Annotated in this window: 15 protein-coding genes; 8 read left to right on the top strand and 7 right to left on the bottom strand. The window is 71.4% G+C overall.

Annotated elements, in window-relative coordinates; translation table 11 throughout:
- Nucleotides 1-118: 118 nt before the first annotated feature.
- A complete protein-coding gene (locus OG623_RS18985) occupies nt 119-613 on the top strand; it encodes a hypothetical protein (protein WP_406147913.1) in 495 nt (164 codons plus the stop codon).
- A gap of 12 nt (nt 614-625) precedes the next feature.
- Here OG623_RS18985 and OG623_RS18980 read toward each other — a convergent pair whose 3' ends face one another.
- From OG623_RS18980 to OG623_RS18970, 3 genes are all read right to left on the bottom strand, one after another.
- Nucleotides 626-2,707, bottom strand: coding sequence for an FUSC family protein (locus tag OG623_RS18980; RefSeq protein WP_406147912.1), 2,082 nt, complete (start codon nt 2,705-2,707; stop codon nt 626-628).
- Between the two features lie 69 nt (nt 2,708-2,776).
- Nucleotides 2,777-3,952 (bottom strand): DUF2786 domain-containing protein, encoded by a 1,176-nt coding sequence (locus OG623_RS18975; protein ID WP_406151902.1) that lies wholly within the window; start codon nt 3,950-3,952, stop codon nt 2,777-2,779.
- A gap of 51 nt (nt 3,953-4,003) precedes the next feature.
- The gene (locus OG623_RS18970; RefSeq protein WP_406147911.1) at nt 4,004-4,933 is read right to left on the bottom strand and encodes an NADP-dependent oxidoreductase; all 930 of its coding nucleotides are present in this window, start codon (nt 4,931-4,933) and stop codon (nt 4,004-4,006) included.
- A gap of 146 nt (nt 4,934-5,079) precedes the next feature.
- Here OG623_RS18970 and OG623_RS18965 point away from each other — a divergent pair, with 146 nt between their 5' ends.
- The 4 genes from OG623_RS18965 to OG623_RS18950 all read left to right on the top strand — a co-directional run bounded on the left by OG623_RS18965 (nt 5,080) and on the right by OG623_RS18950 (nt 10,893).
- Nucleotides 5,080-6,786: a bifunctional 3'-5' exonuclease/DNA polymerase gene (locus OG623_RS18965; protein ID WP_406147910.1), complete on the top strand. Its 1,707-nt coding sequence runs from the start codon at nt 5,080-5,082 to the stop codon at nt 6,784-6,786.
- A 162-nt stretch (nt 6,787-6,948) separates the two neighbouring features.
- Complete coding sequence (locus OG623_RS18960) at nt 6,949-8,004, top strand: DUF2804 domain-containing protein (RefSeq protein WP_406147908.1); 1,056 nt, start codon at nt 6,949-6,951, stop codon at nt 8,002-8,004.
- A 296-nt stretch (nt 8,005-8,300) separates the two neighbouring features.
- Nucleotides 8,301-9,635: a family 16 glycosylhydrolase gene (locus tag OG623_RS18955; protein WP_406147906.1), complete on the top strand. Its 1,335-nt coding sequence runs from the start codon at nt 8,301-8,303 to the stop codon at nt 9,633-9,635.
- A gap of 52 nt (nt 9,636-9,687) precedes the next feature.
- Nucleotides 9,688-10,893, top strand: a complete 1,206-nt coding sequence (locus tag OG623_RS18950) for a beta-1,3-glucanase family protein (protein WP_406147905.1) — start codon at nt 9,688-9,690, stop codon at nt 10,891-10,893.
- A gap of 216 nt (nt 10,894-11,109) precedes the next feature.
- On the opposite strand, the gene OG623_RS18945 is transcribed toward OG623_RS18950, so the two are convergent.
- Together OG623_RS18945 and OG623_RS18940 are read right to left on the bottom strand one after the other, a co-directional pair.
- Complete coding sequence (locus OG623_RS18945) at nt 11,110-14,604, bottom strand: protein kinase domain-containing protein (RefSeq protein ID WP_406147903.1); 3,495 nt, start codon at nt 14,602-14,604, stop codon at nt 11,110-11,112.
- A gap of 88 nt (nt 14,605-14,692) precedes the next feature.
- Nucleotides 14,693-15,586 (bottom strand): serine/threonine-protein kinase, encoded by an 894-nt coding sequence (locus tag OG623_RS18940; RefSeq protein ID WP_406147901.1) that lies wholly within the window; start codon nt 15,584-15,586, stop codon nt 14,693-14,695.
- A 156-nt stretch (nt 15,587-15,742) separates the two neighbouring features.
- On the opposite strand from OG623_RS18940, the gene OG623_RS18935 reads away from it, so the two are divergent.
- A complete protein-coding gene (locus OG623_RS18935; protein ID WP_406147900.1) occupies nt 15,743-16,060 on the top strand; it encodes a hypothetical protein in 318 nt (105 codons plus the stop codon).
- A 74-nt stretch (nt 16,061-16,134) separates the two neighbouring features.
- The gene (locus OG623_RS18930) at nt 16,135-16,857 is read left to right on the top strand and encodes a hypothetical protein (RefSeq protein ID WP_406147899.1); all 723 of its coding nucleotides are present in this window, start codon (nt 16,135-16,137) and stop codon (nt 16,855-16,857) included.
- A gap of 13 nt (nt 16,858-16,870) precedes the next feature.
- On the opposite strand, the gene OG623_RS18925 is transcribed toward OG623_RS18930, so the two are convergent.
- Complete coding sequence (locus OG623_RS18925) at nt 16,871-17,812, bottom strand: cupin domain-containing protein (RefSeq protein WP_406147897.1); 942 nt, start codon at nt 17,810-17,812, stop codon at nt 16,871-16,873.
- An 80-nt stretch (nt 17,813-17,892) separates the two neighbouring features.
- Between OG623_RS18925 and OG623_RS18920 the strand changes: the two genes are divergently transcribed.
- On the top strand, nt 17,893-18,504 hold the full coding sequence (locus OG623_RS18920) for an NAD(P)H-dependent oxidoreductase (protein WP_406147895.1): 612 nt from the start codon (nt 17,893-17,895) through the stop codon (nt 18,502-18,504).
- 88 nt (nt 18,505-18,592) lie between these two features.
- Here OG623_RS18920 and OG623_RS18915 read toward each other — a convergent pair whose 3' ends face one another.
- Nucleotides 18,593-20,485 carry a S9 family peptidase gene (locus OG623_RS18915; RefSeq protein WP_406147894.1) on the bottom strand — a complete coding sequence of 631 codons (1,893 nt, stop codon included), beginning with the start codon at nt 20,483-20,485 and terminating at the stop codon, nt 18,593-18,595.
- Between the last annotated feature and the right edge of the window lie 86 nt (nt 20,486-20,571).

The following is a 20,571-nucleotide window of genomic DNA, read 5'->3' as shown; positions in this document are numbered from 1 at the left end:
TCTATGAGGAAGAGACGAACGGAACGTCAATATGGCTCCCACTTCCCCGAGTCGTATCGCTCACTCCTGGTAGCTTGGCGCGGTCTTTCGTCAGAGAATCCACAAGGGGGAACTCCATATGGGCAGGCTTCCGCGCTCGCTTCCGCGCTCAGGCGCTCTTGCCGCCGCCGGTCTCGTCGCCGCGTTCGCACTGACCGCCTGCGGCAGTGACACGCCCGCCGAGGACAAGGCCCCGGCCACGAACTCCGCGACCCCGACACCCTCGGCCACCGGGGGTACGGACGAAGGGTCCGGCGGCGAGGACGCCACGGCGCTGGAGGGCACCTGGGCCGGCACGTCCGACGGCGGGCCCGTCGCCCTGTCGGTCGCCTCGGGGAAGGCCGCGCTCTCCACCGGCAAGCACATCTGCCAGGGCGAGGTGAAGGACATGGGCGGCAAGGCCATGCTCGCGCTGAAGTGCACGGACGGGGACACCGAGCGCACCATGGGGGCCATCGAGTCCAACGACGGCGAGAAGCTCGTCATCTCCTGGGACGCCGGGGCGAAGGACACCCTGTCCAAGGCCGATGTCTCCGGGCTGCCGTCGGACCTGCCCGAGATCCCCGCTCCCTGACGCGCCCCGGGCTCACGCCCGTCCGCTGCTGATCTCCAGCGCCCGCGAGAAGTCGTCCAGGGCGCGGAGCAGCAGCGTGGCGCCGTTGCGTACGAACGCGTCGGGCGGCGGACCCTCCGCCTCGTCCCGGCGCGCCAGCGTCCTCCTGACCGGCTCCCAGTCCGGGACGCGGCGCTCCCGTACCGCCTTCGCGCCCTCCTCGGTGGCCCGGCGCACCGCGTCGGCCAGGCCCGCGGCCTCGGGCACGGGGGTCGCGGACGCGGCCGGCAGATGAGCCTCCATGAGCATCGCGACCCGGCCGAACTGGGCGAGCGCGTCCTGGGCGTCGGCCGCTGAGATCCGGGAGATGCCCCGGTGGCGTACGGGCTCGTGCTGGGCGGTGTCCAGCGCCTCCTGCCAGACGACGCGGGCCTCCCGGGTGGTGAGGAGGGCGGTGCGCACGTCGTCCAGACTCCTGGACGCGGGATCGGCGTACCGGTCGAGGACCGTCGCCGCGTAGCGCCCGTCCGTGACCAGCCAGCCGGCGAGGCGGTCGCGCAGCCGTGGCGTCTCCCAGGCCGGGTAGAGGGCGTACGACGCCATCGCGAGCAGTCCGCCCATGAGGGTCAGGATCACCCGCTCGGGCACGGTCTGCGACCAGTCGTCGCCCGCCATCCCGAGCAGGAAGACGACGTAGGCGGCGACGCAGACCTGGCCGACCGCGTATCCGGTGCGCATCAGCAGGTAGTTCAGTGTGGCGCAGACGAGGGCGAGCGCGGCGGAGAGCTGTGCGTCGGGGTGCGCGGCCTGCACGATGCCGGTGGCGACGGCGACGCCGATCACTGTGCCGAGGAAGCGGCCCACGGACCGCGAGTACGTGTGGGTGAACTCCGGGCGCATCACCATCACGGCGGTCATGGGCACCCAGTAGCCGTGACCGAACGGCAGGGCGAGACCCAGGAGATAGCCGGCGGCGGCCACCGCCGACACCCTCAGGGCGTGGCGCAGAATCGTCGATCCACGGCGCAGTTCGCGGCGCATGGAGCGGTGGACGACGGGGACGAGCCGCAGCAGGGTGGGCCGGCGGCGGTGCGGGATGAGCGGCTCGCCGGGTGTCCGGTCGTCCGTGCCCGTCCCCTCCGCGATCTCGATGACGTCGGCGAGCAACGAGGTCAGCCGCTCCGCGGCGCGGCGCGGCGCACCGGTGAGGATCACCTCGGTGTCGGGGGACTTCAGGACGGACAGCGCCGTCTCGTCCAGCTGCACCGGGTCGCCGTGGCGCACCGCCCTGGCCGCGGAGTCGAGCAGTGATCCGGCGGCGCCGAGGATCTCCCAGGCCCAGTAACGCTCAGGGCCCTCGGCCGGGACGCCCAGCGCGGGATCCGCCAGCGAGGCGAGTACCGGCCGCAGCCGCTCGGCGACCCCGCGCGCGCCGTGCAGGTCGGCGGGGCGGCGGCGGGCCTGGCGTGGGGTGACGGCGGCTGCGGCGCGCGCGGTCATCAGCGGTACGGGGTCGAAGGGCGCCACCGGGTCGTTGCGCAGCCTGCGGGCGTAGTCGGCCTCGCCGGCCAGGGCGTCGGCGAGCGCGTCACGCTGGACGCCCCATCTGCGGATCGGGAACAGCACGATCAGCGACGCCTGGACGAGCCCGCCGAGCGCCATCATCGCCGCGTGCGCCGCGGCGTCGGCGACGGAGGTGGGCAGGGTGACCGTGACCAGCACGATCGCGACGTTGGATGCCGCGATGATGCCGCCCGTCGGGCCCGCCGCCCAGGTCATCCCGGCGGTGAACGTCCAGAGGATCAGCAGGGCCAGGAACAGCAGCGTGTGGGACACGGTGAGATAGCCGACGAACGTCGACACGGCGAGGCTGGCTCCGGAGACCAGGGCGAGCACGGGCCTGGGGCGCCAGCTGCGCTGGAAGGTGGCGATGGCCGCCTGGTACGCGCCGAAGGCCGACCCGGCGGCGATCACCGGGCCGAAGAACACCAGGCTCACCCCGACGACGAGCGCGAGGCCGGCGGCGCCGCGCAGCGCGATGAGCGGTTCCAGACGCCGTCGCTCGATCGACAGGCCCGAGCGGGCCGTCTCCCTCAGCGCCCGGAGCCAGCTCATGGGGTGACCCTAGCCGGATTCCGGACAACACCGACTTATGCCGCTCCGCCGGGGATGACGGGACAGCCCTCAGCGGCGGATTTCCGGCCCTCCACGGCCCATCCTGGCCCGGTCGGCCGCGGCCGTGCCGTGCGTCCAGCCCGCCGCGTCCGTCGCCCCGCGCAGCCGGGTCGTGGTGGTCATCGGGAACATCTGCTCCGCGGTGTCGGTGACGGCGACGTCCCTGGCCGCCAGGACGGGCAGCAGCGCCCCGGGGTCGCCCTCGCGCCTATCGGAAGCGGCCTCGGAACCGGCAGCCGCGGTGACCCGCTCGGTGTCCGCCGCGAGCCGGCTGCCGAGGCGCTGGGCGTACGCCATGAGGAACGACTGCCGGAAGGTCTTGGTCCGTCTGCGCCCGCCTGCCCGCTGTCCGGCCTCCGCCTTCGTCATCGCGGTGGTGCCCTGCACCAGGAGGGAGGTGAAGAGCAGCTCCACGGCCTCCAGGTCGGGCTCGAAGCCCACGACCGTGGTGAAGCCGAGATCGCTGTTCCACACGGCTCGGCAGCGGTTCGCCGATGCGACCGCGTCGAGCAGGACGGCCTTCGCGCTCTCGTACGGGGCGTCGACCCCGATGCGGACGGCCCCCGGGGTGTCGGCGCTGTGCGTACGGGCGGCGATGAGCGCCTCGTCGATGCTGTGCCTGGCCATCAGCTCCTGCGCCTTGGTGGTGAGCGCCTCGGCCTCCTCCGGGAATCCGGTCGCCTCCGCCTTGGCCAGCAGCGCCCTGATCCTGGTGAGCATGCGGGGTTCACCGGCGGTCGGCGGCCGGTGCGGGGCGTGGGCGGCCGTGCCGGGCACAGGACCGACCGGCTCGACGACCGGGAGCCGCAGCAGCAGCCGGTACAGCCCCAGGAGCGCGGAGGCGTACGTGAAGCGGTCGGGGCGGTTGCGCGGCGCGGGGGCCGGGAGGGCGGCGAGCTGGTCGGCCCAGCGTGGGGGCAGCGAGCCGTAGCCCGCCGTCTCCGCGGTGATCAGGGCGGAGACGAGCTCGGCTGCGGACGCGTCCAGCTCGCGGCGGACGGTCCGTACGACGTCGGCGGGCTGCCAGCCGCGTGTCCAGGCCCGCCGCACGAACTCCCGGCCCCTGCGGTGCAGCTCCTCGTCGGCGGACGGGTCCGCGGCCAGGAGGGACGCGCCGGTGTCCAGCCCCGCGTCCCCCTCCGAGTACAGGGCAGCGGCACACGCCCGGTCGGTCACCGACTCCACCGATTCCATCGGGCCAGCGTAAGGGGAGCGGCCAGGGCGGCAGCAGCGCGCTCAGTGCTCCCCCGGGAGCAGGACGAGCTTGCCGCGTACATGTCCGGCCTCGCTCAGCTGCTGCGCCCGCGCCGCCTCACCGAGCGGGAAGGTCCGCTCGACGGGGATCCGCAGACCGCCGACGGCCGCCGCTCGCGCGTACTCCTCCAGCCGCCCGCTCTCGTCCGGACTGTTCCCGCCGCCCGCCGAGAAGGCCACCCCGTAACGCGCGGCGTCCGGGTCGGCGATGGTGATGATCCGGTCGGCCGTGCCGCCGCGCAGCTCCACCGAGTCCGCCAGCGCGCCCTTGCCCGCGACGTCGAACACGGCGTCCACGCCCTGCGGCGCGGCCTCCCGCACCCTGCTCACCAGCCCGTCCCCGTACGCCACCGGGACCGCGCCCAGCACCCGCAGATAGTCGTGGTTGGCCGGTGAGGCGGTCCCGATGACGGTGGCGCCACGGGCCGCGGCCAGCTGGACGGCGGCGGAGCCGACCGCCCCGGACGCCCCGTGCACCAGCAGGGTCTCGCCCGCCGACACCGCGAGCTCGTCGAGCACCCGGGCCACGACCTCGGTCGCGACGGGCAGCGCGGCCGCCTCCGCCCAGCCAAGGCCCTCGGGCCTGGGCGCGACGGCGCCCACATCGGCCAGGACGTACTCCGCGTACGCGCCGGTCACGCTCCGGCCCAGGACCTCGTCGCCGACCGCGAACTCCGTGACGCCCTCACCGGTCTCGTCGACGACTCCGGCGAACTCGCTGCCGGGCGTCGCGGGCAGCGGGGTCGGGAACGCCGCCTCCATCCAGCCGTTGCGGATCTTGTGGTCGACCGGGTTGACCCCCGCGGCCCTGACCTGCACCCGGATCTGCCCGGGGCCCGCGTGGACGTCGTCGACCTGGGCCCTGCGCAGGACCTCGGGACCGCCGAACTCGTCGTACACGATCGCTTCCATCACTACCGTCTCCTCCGCCGCCTGCCGTGTCCCGGTACGCGCCGTGCGCACCGCACCCTCGATCCTCGCGGCAGTCGGACGCGCCCGCGCGCTGGACCGGGGCCCGCTGCCGCAGGGATGTCAGTGCCGGGTGCAAGACTCGGCCCATGACCGAACGTTGGGCCCTGGCCACCGCGGATGGAGGCGGCGCGCTCCTCGCACCGCTGACACGCGACGGCCTGCCCGCCGGTCCCGTCCTGTCCGAGCCCGACCTCGCCGAGTCCGTCCGCTCCCGCCCCGATGTGGTGCGCTGGGTCTGGCGCTCGACCACCGCGATCTACCCCCTGCTGCTCGCGGAGGGCGTGCGGGTCGAGCGGTGTTACGACATCGAGTGCGCCGAGCTGCTGCTCCTCGGCCACGAGGGACGGCTCGGGGAGCCCCGCTCCGCCGCTGCGGCCTGGGCGCGGCTGCGGCATGCGCCGGTGCCGCCCGATCCGCCGCCCCGCTCGGCGGAGCCCGGCTCCCAGTCCTCCCTCTTCGAGCCGCTCTCCGGCGCCGATCTGCCGTTCGAGGCGCTGCTGGAGGTCTACGCGGAGCAGTTGCGCCGTCACGAGGCCGCGGAGCACCCCGGCAGGATGCGGCTGCTCACGGCCGCCGAGTCCGCGGGCATGCTGGTCGCCGCCGAGATGCACAGATCAGGTCTGCCCTGGCGCGCCGATGTGCACCGCGAGGTGCTGGACGAGCTGCTCGGCGAGCGTTACGCGGGCGGTGGCGAGCCCCGCAGGCTGGCCGAGGCCGCGGACGAGGTGTCGGCCGCGTTCGGCAGACGGGTGCGGCCCGACCTGCCGGCCGATGTCCTGAAGGCGTTCGGGCAGGCCGGGATCAAGGTCAGATCGACCCGGCGGTGGGAGCTGGAGGAGCTCGACCACCCCGCGGTGAAGCCGCTGATCCGCTACAAGAAGCTGTATCGCGTCTGGACCGCACATGGCTGGGGCTGGCTCCAGGACTGGGTGCGCGAGGGCCGTTTCCGCCCCGAGTACCAGCCGGGAGGCACGGTCAGCGGGCGCTGGACGACCAACGGCGGCGGGGCGTTGCAGATCCCCAAGGTGATACGCCAGGCGGTCGTCGCCGACGAGGGCTGGCGGCTGGTCGTGGCGGACGTCGACCAGATGGAGCCGCGCGTGCTGGCCGCGATCTCCCGCGACCGGGGCCTCATGGAGGTGGCGGGACACGAGGGCGACCTCTACAAGGCCCTGTCCGACCGGGCGTTCCACGGCGACCGCGACCACGCCAAGATCGCACTGCTCGGCGCGATCTACGGGCAGACCTCGGGCGACGGTCTGAAGAACCTGGCGGCGCTGCGCCGACGGTTCCCGCACGCCGTCGCCTATGTCGACGACGCGGCGAAGGCGGGCGAGGAGGGCCGCCTCGTCCGCACCTGGCTGGGCCGCACCAGCCCGCCCGCCGCAGGCGCGGGTGAGGACGAGGAGGCGGGCATCCCGCAGGAGAGCGAGGAGCCACTGCCCGCCGAGAGCGGCGGTGCGTACGGCTTCACCCCGGGCTACGCCTCGTCCAACGCCCGTGCGCGGGGCCGCTTCACCCGTAACTTCGTGGTCCAGGGCAGCGCTGCGGACTGGGCTCTGCTGCTCCTGGCGGCGCTGCGGCAGACGCTCGCCGCCGGGGGGATGCGGGCGGAGCTGGTCTTCTTCCAGCACGACGAGGTGATCGTGCACTGCCCCGCCGAAGAGGCGCCCGCGGTGGTGGAGGCGGTGCGCGAAGCCGGGGAGCTGGCGGGCCGCGTCACGTTCGGGGACACACCGGTGCGCTTCCCGTTCAGCACGGCGGTCGTCGAGCGCTATTCGGACGCGAAGTAGCCCTGAGCCGCAGCGGGACGGAGCGTGCGCCCGAGCCGTGGCCGGGCCGGGCGCCGTGCTTGAGCCGTCGCCGGACGAGGCACGCGCCTGAGCCGCAGCCGGGCGGAGCACCCGCCCGAGCCGTGGCCGGGCCGGGCGCCGTGCCCCCTATAGGCTCCGGCCATGGCGACGCACGAGCAGGAGATCACCGAGCCCGTCGACCTCTGCCTGCCCGACGGGAACCTGGATCCGGCGGCGATCGGCTGGTCCAGGAAGCCGCTGCACCGGGCCAATCTGCGGGGCTGGGGCCGGACGAAGCGGTGGGAGTACTGGTGCGTGACCACGCCCACCCATCTGGTGGCCCTGACCGTGAGCGACCTCGACTTCCTGGCGCTGAACTCGGTCTACGTGCTGGAATTCGGCCCCGGCGGCCGCGAGTTCGAGTGCGCGTCGATCGTCCCCGCAGGCCGGGGCGTCCATCTCCCCGACACCATCGCAGGGGCTCCCGGCTCCGAGGACGTCGTCGTCGGCCCCGCCCGCCCGACCGGGAACAAGGTGCGCATCGAGATCCGCGACGAGAACGCCGGCACACGGCTCAGGGCCCGCTGCCTGACGCCGGGGCGGCTGCCGCTGGAGGTCGGCCTCCTGGTGGCACGGCCGGAAGGACACGAGTCGCTCTCCGTGGTCGTGCCGTGGAACGAGCAGCGCTTCCAGTACACCTCCAAGCACACCGCGCTCCCCGCCTCCGGACGGGTCCGTATCGGCAGCGAGATCGTGACGTTCGGCGGGAAGGACAGCGAGGCGTGGGCCGTCCTCGACCACGGTCGCGGTCGCTGGCCTCGTACGATCGACTGGAACTGGGCTACCGCGTCCGGGCGTACGGACGGGCACACCGTCGGCCTCCAGTTCGGCGGACGCTGGACCGAGGGCACCGGCTCCACCGAGAACGGCCTCTGTGTGAACGGCCGGCTCACCAAGATCGGCAAGGAGCTGGACTGGCGGTGGTCCCCCTCCGACCCGCTGGCACCCTGGACCCTCCGTACGCGCTCGTCCGACCAGGTCGACCTGGCGTTCACCCCGTTCCACAACCGGTCCGTGCACACGGACGTGGGCCTGATCGCCAACCGGACCGACCAGCGTTTCGGTCACTTCGACGGACGGATCCGCACCGACGACGGTGAAGAGATCGCCGTGGAGCACCTGCTGGGCTGGGCCGAGGACGTCCACATGCGCTGGTGACTCCCCCGGGTGCCGGCGCCAGGAACCCCCTCGCGAACTTAAGCGCGGGCTAAAGGCGCCTTAAGCATGGGGGGCCTCACAGCCACTCTCTCAAGAAAGCCCAGCTCAGGGCGATTTCATCGTTGCAAGCATGGTTGGCCTATGCCGGGCATCTGCGTAGCATCAGGCTCCGTCGGCGGCGAACACCGCTGGGCGAGAGCGCTCTCAGGCGTGCCCCCACGCGTCCCCCGCGTCTTCCCGCCCGTCACCGCCGGCTCCGTGTCCTGTTTCTTCCCCCCAGAAAAGGTACGTAGACCATGGCCACCCACCGCGCACGCAGATGGTCACTAGGCGGACTGGTCCTCCTGCTCGCCGCAGCCCTCGCCGCCGCTTTCCTGATCAACTCGACCGGCCCCGGCACCTCCCGGGCCGACGCCGCTTCCGCCTCCGACGCCTCCTCATCCGCCGCGGAGCAGACCTGGGCCGACGAGTTCGACGGCGCCGCGGGCAGCGCGCCCGACTCGTCGAAGTGGACCCTGGAGACCGGTGGTTCGGGCAACGGCAACAACGAGTTGCAGTACTACACCGACAGCACCGAGAACGCGTCCCTGGACGGCGACGGGAACCTGGTGATCACCGCTCGCGAGAACAGCGACTCCGGCCTCGACTGCTGGTACGGCCCCTGCCAGTACACCTCCGCCCGGCTGAACACCGCGCAGACCTTCACCCAGGCGTACGGCCGCTACGAGGCCCGGATCAAGATTCCGCGCGGCCAGGGCATCTGGCCGGCCTTCTGGATGCTCGGTGACGACCTCGGCAGCGTGGGATGGCCGGAGAGCGGCGAGCTCGACATCATGGAGAACGTCGGCATGGAGCCCGACACCGTGCACGGCACCATCCACGGTCCCGGCTACTCGGGCGGCGCCGGCATCGGCGCGTCCTACAGCCTGCCGGACGGCAAGGCCTTCGCGGACGACTTCCACACCTTCGCGGTCGACTGGAGCCCGAACGCGATCGTCTGGTCGGTGGACGGTGAGGCCTACCAGACCCGCACCCCCTCCGATGTGAACGGCAACAAGTGGGTGTTCGACCACCCCTTCTTCATCATCCTGAACCTGGCCGTCGGCGGTGACTGGCCCGGCAGCCCGAACGGTGACACCGCCTTCCCGCAGACGATGACCATCGACTACGTACGGGTCACCGCATCCGACGACGCCGGCGACAGCGGCGGCGGGGACGGCGGCAGCGGCGGCGGGGACGGCGGCACCGGTACGACCGGCCCGATCAAGGGCATCGGCGGCATGTGCGTCGACGTCGCGGGCGCGTCGGACGCCGACGGCACCCCGATCCAGCTGCACGACTGCAACGGCGTCGACGCCCAGAAGTGGACGCTGGCCGACGACGGAACCGTACGCGCGCTGGGCAAGTGCCTGACCGTGCAGGACGGTTCCACCGCCGACGGCGCCGCCGTCCAGCTCAGCGGCTGCAACGGCGACGGGTCCCAGAGCTGGGTCCACACCGAGGCCGATGACCTGACCAACACCGCGGCGGACAAGTGCCTGGACGCCACGGACGGTTCCGCGGCCGACGGCACCCGGCTCCGGATCTGGACCTGCACCGGCCAGGCCAACCAGAAGTGGACGGTCGGCTGACCCCCTCGGCCCGGCCCGCCACCCCCACCACCCACACGAAGGAAGGGCTCTCATGTCCCCCCGCCACCAGCTCAACGTTTCCCGTCGCAAGCTGCTCACCACTCTGGCCGGAGCAGCGGTGGCCGCCCCCGCCATCGCCGTGATCGCCCCGCACGCCCTCGCCACGGCCGGTTCGGACGACAACGGCACGAAGGCCGACGGCGCTCTGCCGCTGACGATCGTCAACAACTCCGGTTCGTACGACAACTCCTCGGTGTTCCTCTACATCGTGGGCAACCAGGACGGCAAGCAGGTCCGGCTCACCCCCGAGGGCACCCTGGCCCCGATAGCCCTCTCCGACAACGGCGACGACGGCTTCACCGACTACGCCATCGAGCTGTCCGGCAGCGGTGAGACGAAGCTGTCGCTGCCGTACATGTCCGGCCGCATCTACGTCGCCCTGGGCGACAAGCTGAAGTTCAAGGCGGTCGAGGACGGCGACGGCAACGGCGCCCTCCAGTACCCCGCGGGCTGGGTGACCACCGACCCCAACTACTCCGTGCTGCACGACTGCGCGGAGTTCACGTACAACTCCACCGGGATGTACTGCAACACCACCATGGTCGACATGTTCAGCGTCCCCCTGAGCATCAGCCTGACCGGCTCCGAGAACCAGACCGTCGGCACCCTGCGCGACGGCGGACGGGCACAGGCGTTCGCGGCCCTCAGCAAGATCCCCGAGTTCGCCCCCCTGGTGGTGGAGGACCGGCGCATCATCGCCCCCGGCCACGGCCTGGACGCGGGGATCTTCGACAAGGACTACTTCGCCCCGTACATCGACGAGGTGTGGAGCACCTACACGGGCAAGGACCTCACGGTCACCACCAACGCGGGCGCCTTCACCGGCCGGGTCCGCGGCGACCAGTTCGTGTTCGACGGCCCCGCTTCGGTCTCGTTCAGCAAGCCGACCACTCGCGACGTGCTCTTCTGCGACGGGAACCTGGCCGCCCCCAACGACGGCACCACAGGCCCCGTCGCCGCGGTCCTGGGCGCCGGCTTCAACCGCTCCACGCTGATCAGCGAGCCGGCCCAGCCCAGCACCGACCCGGCCGCGTTCTACACCGCGTCGGAGCTGACCAACCATTACGCGGCGGCCATCCACGCGGCGACCGAGGACGGCAAGGCGTACGGCTTCGCCTTCGACGATGTGGCCGACTTCGCCTCGTACATCCAGGACACCGCCCCGACGGGCGCCACGCTGACGCTGACGCCCTTCTAGCCGGCGGCCGTTGTCCGCGCCTGTCCGGCTGGCGCAGGGAAAGTCCCAGGTCACAGGGGGGGACCTGGGGCTTTTCGGCGTGTGCGGCCGCCTCACACGTCCGCACGGGACCGAGCCGCCTGAGCCGTTCCAGCCGGTGCCTGCCGCGGCAGGGGCCGGCGCCGAAGCGTTTCCGGTCGGACCAACCTCTGATCAACCGTGTCGACAACCCGCGGCTCAACCCATGTGGCGCCGCCCGGCGGATGCCAGGACCTGCCGGGCCTGGGCCGACCAGTCGGCGACTCGCCCCGGGGCGAGTGCGGCCAGGTGTTCCTGCATCTCGCGGACCGTACGGTCGGCGCCCTCGTCGTCACCCCTCACCGTCAGCCAGGAGGCCAGCGCCAGATGGGCATTGGCCCATGCGGTGAGGTGTCCGGTTCTGCCTCGTTCGAGCACGAGGACGCGTCCATGATCGATGGCCGACCGCAAGCCGCGCCGAGCCGCGCCGACACGGCCGCAGCTCATCGAGGAGATGCCCAGCAGCAGCCCTGTCTGTGCGCACGCCTCGTGCACGGCATCCTGCGGATACTTCCCGGCCAGCCACAGGAGGCCGCCGCACATCTCCTCCAGCGCGTGCGAGACCTGCGCCGGCTCCATGAACGGCATGCTTCCGCCCATCAGTTCGTCACGGCGCCGGGCTAAGGCGGCGAGCAGACGGCCCAGGTGCCTGCGTTTGACGGTCCGGATCTCCGCCAGGCCGGCGAGCCGGACGTCGAGGCCCTCCAGCATGAGCGAGTGGGCATCTGTTCCCAGGGCTGCGGGGATCTTCGCTGCGTCCGGGCTCAGGACGCCGTGCCAGCGATAGGGAGAATGCCCGGCGAACTGCCGGCGGGCGGTTTCCAGGGCCTGAGTCGCGCCGTCGATGTCTCCGGCCCTGTGGAGGGCGAGCGCCAGAGCAGCGCGCATCCGGGCCGCTTCGGACACGAGGTCGGTGCGCCCCTCGTCGATCAAGTGCTGGTAGGCGTCCAGCGCCTGGGAGGCGGGGACCAGTGCCTCGGTGGTGTGGCCGAGACGAATCAGGACGTTGGCCCGGCGCTGGCGGGCGTCGGCGAGGTCACGGCGTGAGCCCTCGCCCCGCTCGCGGAGGGATTCGACCGCGTTGGCGATGGTGTCGGCCACCACCAGCGCCTCCTCGTCGTCGCCCAGGTTGGCCAGCACGGCATTGAGCGTCTGCAGGCAGACCACCCGGGCCTTTTCGTCCTCCGGCCGGCTTGCCCCACCGAGAAGGTCGAGCGCGGTCCGCACTTCGCGGCAGGCGGCGTCGGGGTCTCCTGTCCTACGGAGCAGCACCGCTCGCCCCTGATGGATCAGCGCCTCGGCCAGGCGGCCGTCCGCATCCGCTTCAGCCGCCGACCCGAGGATGCGCCGGGCTTCGTCGAATTCCCGGGAGGCATCGGCCGCTTCGCCGGCCTCCACCAGGTTGACGGCCAGCTTGCGCCGCGCATCGGCTCGTTCGACGACGCAGCTCCTCTCACCGTCGGTGTCGCTGACGCGCTCCCACACCTCGACGGCCCGCCGGGCGAGGGCGAGAGCACTGCCCGGATCTTCCAGCCCCCAGGTGAGGGTCGATTCGTGATCGTGGGCCTTCGCCAGGTCACGGGCGTACTCCGGCCGACCGTCGCGGAGCACGGTCTCCTCCAGCAAGGTCCGAGCCGACCGGTAGGCCGCGAGCGCCTCCTTCGGCCTGTCGGCGTGCTCATGGCCTTGCCCTGTCAGGAACAGAGCACGACCCAGATCACCCGCGACATCGTGGCGGCCGCGTTCGTGGACCAGGGTCTCGTACAGGTCGACCGCCGCCTGTGCGTACGCCGCCTTGTCCCGCGGGTTCGTGGCGATGACGGCCCTGTTGAGGCGGAGCGTGGCACGGACCGCGTCGAGATCGGTGCGGCCGGGGGAGGCGGCGGCCTCGATCATCTCATCGGCCTGCTCCCACAGGGCGGCCGCATCGGCATGGCGCCCGGCCTCCGCCAACGCCCCGACCTGGTTGGCCAGCACCACGGCCAGGCCTTCGTCCTCGCCCGCGGCGCGCAGCTGTGCGAGGGACCGCTCGATCAGCCGGAGCCGTTCGTCCGGATCGTCGACGGCGTTGGCCTTCGTGCCGAGGGCCATGCCCCGGAACCTTGCCGTCTCGGACGGATCCTCCAGGCCGGCTGCCGAGTCGACGACCAGGTCACAGATCGCCGCCGATTCAGCGGGAGAGCCTGACAGCCGCACGACGATCGCCAGGGAGTGCAGCACCGAGAGCCGCAGTGAGCGGGCGTCCGCCGAGTCGAGCGCTTCCAGGGCCCGCGCGCTCGTCCGGTAGGCCTGTACGGCCCCGGGCAGATCACCCAGGCCATGGCGGACCCGGCCCGATTCGGCGGTGACGAGTGGCCCGAGATAGGGCGGGTCGGGAGCGTCCACGGTGTCGAGGACACGGGCCGCCTCGGTCAGCGCCCGCAGGTCCTCCATGGCCTGCGATACGCGGCTGCCGAGGCCGCTCGGCCAGAACCGGACAGCATCCCCCGGGTCACGACCGGCGGCCCGGTAGGCGGCACCGAGCAGCTCCCGGGGGTCCTGCCAGGAAGACCCGCCGGGCAGCCGACGCTCGTACCCGCCCTTGGCAGGGCTTCGCGGCCGGCTCCGGGGCGGTTCGCCGTCCAGCGTGATGCCGCACTCCCGTGCCGCGGTACGCGTCAGGCTGTCCGCCGCCGCCCGCAGGGACCGCGGGCGCTCATCCGGATCCGGCCGGAAGCAGGCGCGCAGGAGTTCGGCCACCCCCTCCGGCATGGCGAGAGACATCGAGGTGTCGCTCTCGCCGTTCAGGTACATCTCCAGCGAGGCCCCGGCGACGGTTCCCGAACGCCAGGTACGACCACCGGTGAACATCTCCAGCACGGTCACCGCCCAGCTCCACAGGTCGGCGGCCCGGCCCAGGGTCCTGCCCTCCGCCTGTTCGGGGGAGGCGTAACCGGGCGTGACGCCGTCAGCGACGGCCCGAAGGGCGGAGGCGGGTTCGCCCGCGCGGGGCTCCCCCATGACCTGGCGGATGGTGGACTTGAGCATGTCGCTGGTGGCGGCGTCGATCCCCGGGCCGGGCCGCGAGAGGAGCTCCACCACGAACTCCCTGGCGAGGACCTCCCGCGTGCCCCGCTCGGGGACTGCCGCCAGCCCGAAGTCGGTGATCCTGGCGGTGGCCCGCTCGGTGAGCAGCACGTTGCCCGGTTTGATGTCGAGGTGGAGCAGACCGTGGGCATGCGCGGCGTCGAGGCCCCAGGCGGCTTCGACCGCGATGCGCAGCACCGTGGCCAGGGTCTCCTGCGGGTCGCGGGCGTAGAGGCGGCCGTCCTTGATCCAGTCGGCCAGGGAGCCTCCGCCGACGTGCTCGCTGAACACCGCCATCTGGTTCCCGACGGTGCGGGTGAAGCGACACGGGGTGATGTGCGGGTGCGGCGCCAGGCCGGTCCAGCGCTGTGCCTCGGTGAGAAAACGCCCCTGCTCCACGGGGTCGTCACGGCGGACGCGTTTGACCGCGTAGCGCTCCCCGGTGCGTCGGCTCACCGCGAGGACGACCTCGCCGAATCCGCCGCGGCCGAGACTGCGTTCGATGACGAACTCCCCCAGGACCGTCATCCCCTCCTGCCACGGGGTGTCGCCTCCCGCACGGGGGCGCCCGGGACGTGAGCTGCTCATCGGCATGGGCGAATCCTCCAGAAGTGAGAGACGTACGGACGGCTGTCGCGACGGTCCGGACGGCTGTCGAGGCGGTCCGGTGCCTGGTCTACACCGCCTCCAGCGCCGTCTTGAAGGCAGCGGCCGTGGGGAAATGGATGCGCGGGTCGTCGACGAGAGCGTTGTCCACGACGCGGGCCAGGCGCGGCGGTATTCCCCTCACCCGCTCGGCGAGTGGCACCGGTGCGGTGTTCCACACGGTCAGCCATGGGTCCCTGTCCGGTGCGAAGTCGCGGGGGGCGTGGCCGCTCAGCGCGAAATACAGTGACGCCGCGGCCGCCCACACGTCCACGTCGGGCCTGGCGTACTTGAAGTTGGCCACCTGCTGCCGAGGGGTGAACGTGGGTGTGCCGCCGGTCGCGCCGGTGTGGGTCACGCCGCTCGCCCCGGCCAGCTCGTACGACTTGGCCAGGCCGAAATCGGCGATCTTGACCTGCGGGACCGCGTTTTCCCCGGTCAGCAGGAGATTCCGCGGCTTGATGTCGCGGTGGACCACACCGTTGACCTGGATCTGCCGCCCCTGGTCGTCCCACGCGCCCAGCGGTGCCGTGTGCGCGTAGTGCAGGCCGTCGAGCACATCGAGAAACAGGGGAACGGCCACCTCGGGGGCCAGCGGCCCCTGGCGCTCCACGAGTTGGTGCAGGTTGCCTGCCTCGCATGGCTCCATGACGAGGAAGTACTGCCCGTCGGCGTATCCGGAGGCCAGGGTGCGCACCACATGCTCGTGTTCGAGGACCGCTGCCGTGCGGAGTTCACGCAGGACATGCGTCTCCTCGCCCGGTGACGCCGACGGTGCGTCGTCGAGGAAGTGGATGAACTTTACGGCGCACCGCTCGCCACTGGCCCGGTCGGTTGCGAGGTACACGGTCCCCATCCCGCCACGCCCCAGCGGCTCACCGACCGCCCACCGGTCGAGAACGGGCGGCTGGTGTGTCAGGTCCATGGGTGCTCCCCGTTTCGCGCCGGTCGAGACCAACTCCGTGGTGCGCGCCGCCTCGTATAGTAGGAGCCTCCACCCGCGCCGGACCCGCTTTGCCCACAAACCCACACCGGAAGTGGGACATCGAGGACCACTCGTGGCAGCTCAGGGAGGACCAGGATGTCCAGGGAACGCTCGGCGGATCCGTTCAGTGCCTTCCTCAACGCCACCAACCGGCAGTCCGCACACCAGGCGATGAGCCGAGGAGACTCCACCGAGCCCTTGCCGCCCATCGCGAGGACGGCACTCGAAGCCCTGCTGGACAGGGAGCGCACACCGGTCGACGAGCTACGCCTCACCCTGGGTCTCACGACACGCCGAATCGCCGACCTGGTCACGATGCTGAACCGCCTGGGGCTGATCGAGATCCACCAGGACGGCATCGACGAGGAGCTGGAACTCACCGCACGGGGCAGGGCATTGCTTGCGGCACCGTAGTCGCGGGAGAACACCGTGCGGACCTGTGCGTACGTCAGGATGCTCAGGCATGCGACAGATGAGGGAGGCACCGAGTGCTGGCATTCGTCGCGGCAGGCTTGCTGGGGGCACTGGTGGGAGCCGCGGAGCTGGCGTCGCGTTACCGCGACCGCCCGTCGGCCCTGCTGGGCGTCGCAAGCGCTTGGGTCTACGTTCTGCTCAACGCGGCGGCGAGCGGCGCCGTTCTGTGGGTCGTACAGGTCTTCGGCTGGAGGTTCGGAACCACATCCGCCGACCAGACGGCAGCGATCCAGGTACTCATGGCCGGTCTGGCCTCCCTGGCCCTGTTCCGCAGCTCGTTGTTCACGGTCCGCATCGGCGACCAGGAAGTCGGCGTCGGCCCCAACCTCATCCTCGTCACGCTCCTGGGCGTGGCCGACCGGGGGGTGGACAGGATGCGCGCCAAGGACCGCTCCCAGCAGGTCACCCGCATCATGCGGGGAGTGCACTTCGCCAGCGCGAACACCGCCCTGCCCACCTTCTGCCTCGCCCTTCTGCAGAACCTCGCCGAACAGGAACAACGCGACCTCGCGGTGGCCGTCGAAGCGCTGAACGCCAGCGACATGACGGACACCCAGAAGTCGTACGCTCTCGGTCTCCTCCTGATCAACATCGTCGGCCCCGAGGTGCTGCAGAGCGCTGTGACGGCCCTGGACGAGGAGATCAGACAGCCACTGGAACCGGCCCCCGAGGCACCGTCCCGGATCCGCACACAGACCGGCCCAGGAGCATCCCGGCAGGGACGCCGAGCGACGTGATCGCGTGCGTGCGTCAGCGTGCTTCGGTGGTCCGGCGGTAGGTGCTGGGTGTGATGCCGCGGATCCTTTTGAAGGCCACGCTGAACGCGAACGGGTCGGTGTAGCCGACCGCGCAGGCGACAGACGAGACCGTGGCGGAGGGCTGCTCGGCCAGAAGGTCCGCCGCGAGCGTCATGCGCCAGCGGGTGAGGTAGGTCAGCGGCGGTTCGCCGAGCAGCTCGGTGAACCGCTTGGCCAGTGTCGAGCGGGACACCCCGGCACGCCGGGCCAGCGCGGCCACCGTCCAGGGCGCGGCCGGTTCGGCGTGCAGCAGGCGCAGGGCCTTGCCGGCCACCGGGTCCCTCTGCGCGGACCACCAGGCCGGGGGACGACGACCGGGCTCGTCGAGCCAGGTGCGCAGCGTGCACACCAGCATCCAGTCCAGGAGCCGGTCGAGCACCACCTGCTGGCCCGGTTCGTCGCGGGCGACCTCGGCGGCGAGGTGATCCAGCACCGGGTCGCCGTCGCCGCCGGCGGGTACGCGCAGCACGACGGGCAGGCTGTCCAGCAGCCGGCGGCCGATCTCTCCGCTTACCGGGTAGGCGCCGATGACCAGGGTCGTTGTGCCGTCCCCCGCCCCGTCCTCGCCGGGTTCGTGCCAGCCGAGCCGATGGCGGGTGCCACCCTGCTCGGGGGTGGCGCACTCCGCGCTGCAGACGAGGGGCTCGACGGTGGTTGCCGGGTCATCGACGAAGGTGAAGGTCGCGGGGCCGCGCACCACGATCGTGTCGTGGGTGCCGAGCCGTTCGGGCGGATGGCCGTCCGGAACGATCCAGCCGGCGCCTGTGAGAACGGTGCACAACGTCAGTGGGGGCCCGTCCACGAAGTGCAGGGACCAGGGCGGGGACAGCGTGGAGCTGCCGAACAGGGAGCCGTGGGCTCGCACGCCTCGGAACAGCTCACTGGTGATGTCCACGCGCCCAGATTAGACGATCGCAAAGGTGATGCAGCTCTTCACCCATGGGATGGTCCGAGCTGCTGGTGTTGTGTGGAGGCATGAACGCACACACTTCTCTCGTGGTCACCGCGCACCCCGACCCCGGCTCCCTCACCCACCACGTCGCGGAACGTCTCAGCACGGCCCTGCGCCCCGGGGCGGTCGAGATCGCGGACCTGCACCAGGAGGGCTTCGACCCCCGCTTCACCCCGGCGGACCGTCGCGCCTACCGCGAGGGCGGCGGCCACCCACCCGATGTGGTCCGGGAGCAGCAGCGCCTGGACCGGGCGACCGACCTCGTTCTGGTCTTCCCTGTGTACTGGTGGTCGGTACCGGCCCTCCTGAAGGGGTGGATCGACCGGGTCTTCGTGAACGGCTGGGCCTTCGAGTACTCCGCCGCAGGAGGAGTGCTGCCCAAGCTCCAGCGCCTCACGACGCACCTGCTACCGGTAGCGGGTGCCGACGCCGGCGCGTACGAGCGGCACGGCTACGAAGCGGCGCTGCGCACACAACTCACGCACGGCCTCATCGACTACGTCGGCAGCCACCGCGGAGCCACCGCCTTCGTCCACGACTCCGAACAGTCCTCCGCAGGGACCATGGAGGCCAACGTCGACCGCGCGGTCCGCACGCTGGCCGCCGCCGTCGGAGCTCCTGCTTCCCGTTCCTGATCCGCTGCATTCCTGATCCGCTGCCCCGACTCCGCACGCGGGCGCCCGTGAGGCGGGTCGGTGGAGCACCGGGAGTGGGGGCGATGGTCTATGCGTCGTCCCGGCCGGGTCCGAGGTGTTCGCCCAAGAACCGCTCTACTGCGCGATACACGGTGATCAGGTTCTCCGAGTTCTCGATGGAGTGCCCCTCGTCCGCCATGAGGATGTACTCGACGGAGGCCCCACGCGCCTGGAGAGCCTGGGCCATGTTGTCGGATTCCGCCTGCCTCACCCTCGCGTCGTTGGCGCCCTGGGCGATGAGCAGCGGTGTGCGGATCCGGTCCACCCGGCTGATCGGTGAGCGGGCCAGCATGTCGGCTTCCTGGTGCGGATCCGCGGGGTCGCCGACCCAGCGGAACCAGTTGGCGGCAAGGGCCGGCCGGAGGAACTCCGGCTGATTGCGCAGGAAGTTCGCGAGGTCGGAGACTCCGAAGATGTCCACCGCGGCGGCGAAGACATCGGGGGTGAAGGTGACCCCGACCAGTGCCGCGTAACCTCCGTAGGAGCCACCCAGGATGGCCACCCGGTCCGGGTCCGCGTATCCCTGTTCGACGGCCCAGTCGACCCCGTCGATCAGGTCGTCGTGCATTTTCCCGGCCAGTTCCCCGATGCCGGCCTTCATGAACGATTTGCCGTACCCCGTGGAGCTGCGGAAGTTCACCTGCAGAACCGCGTAGCCCCGATTGGCCAACAGCTGGACCAGAGGGTTGAATCCCCAGCTGTCCCGGTCCCAGGGGCCGCCGTGCACGAGCAGAGCCAGCGGCAGTCGGTGCGGCTCCGTCCCGAGCGGCAGCGTCAGGTGCGAGGGAAGCGCAAGACCGTCCCGAGAGGTGATCGTCACCGGTGTCATCGGCGCCAGCTGCTCGGGATCCAGATGGCCACGGGGCCGGAACAGGAGCCGGCTCTCACCTGAGGAATGGTCGTAGAAGTACGCGGCCCCGGGATCACGGTCGTGGGTGAAGCTGACGACCCACCGCTGCCCGGCCTCGTCGGACGAGATGTCGGCCAGGTCGCCGTCGGACAGTTTCTCCAGGCATTCCAGGACCTCGGCGAAGTGCGGGTCCAGCGCCTTGATCACCAGCCGTTCCCCCAGATAACGAACCCCGATGAGTTCACCGGTACGCCGACCGAAGATGAGCGGGGAGGGCAGTGCGGGAAACACGCGGGCCCGAGTGTCCAGGTCATGGTCCGGGTGGGAGTCGACCTCGGTCTCCTCGCCGGTCGCCGTGTCCAGCCGGACCAGGCGGAGCCTGTCCGAGCCCCGGTACGAGCCGTGGAGCACGCCGCCGCCGTCGGCGGTCACCTCCAGCGGGTAGATGCCCAGCGGATGGTCCGCACCCTCGAACTGCGCGAGGTGGCACGAGGTCTGCGTGGATTCGTCCCAGCGTGAGAGTCGTAGGTCGCCATGTTCGGTGACCTCGCTGGTGAGGGGGCCGGCGCTGCCGCCATGAAAGAGAGTGGTGGCCGCGCCTCCCGTGTTCTCCGCGAGCATCCGCAGGTCACCGGTGGCGATGTCCAGCTCGAAGAGGTCGAACACAGCGGGATTCCGGCTGTTGGAGGAGAACACCGCCTTCCCCGGCCGGGCGGCGGGAAGCTTCAGATCTGCGATGCGTGCGCCGGGAAAGGGGGTCAGGTCGACGGCCGCTGCGTCCGGGGCGTCGAGATCGACGCGGTACAGGTGAATGTTCTCGTCGCCGCCCTGGTCCCGGGTGTAGAGCAGCCACCGCGGATCATCCGTCCAGTGGTAGCTCAGCAGGTTGCGGTCCTCAGAGGTGACCCGCCGTGCCTTCTCGGGCGCTTCGACACTCGCGACCCACAGGTTCAGACGGGTCTTCCAAGGGGCCAGATAAGCAATCTTTGTGCCGTCCGGCGAGATGGAGGCCCTCGAACGCCTGGGAGGCGCGAAGAGCTCCTCAACGCTGATGATCTTCGGCAATGCCATATCGGTCCTTCCTGTGGTCACCCCGGACAGCAACGACAGGACCCCGGCGTCGGCAAGGAACCTGAGCGGGTCCGCAGCCTGGAGTC

This window comes from Streptomyces sp. NBC_01012 (assembly GCF_045162755.1).
Classification (GTDB): domain Bacteria; phylum Actinomycetota; class Actinomycetes; order Streptomycetales; family Streptomycetaceae; genus Streptomyces.
The sequence above is the reverse complement of the archived record's forward strand: the minus strand, read 5'-3'. Positions and strand labels throughout refer to the sequence as shown.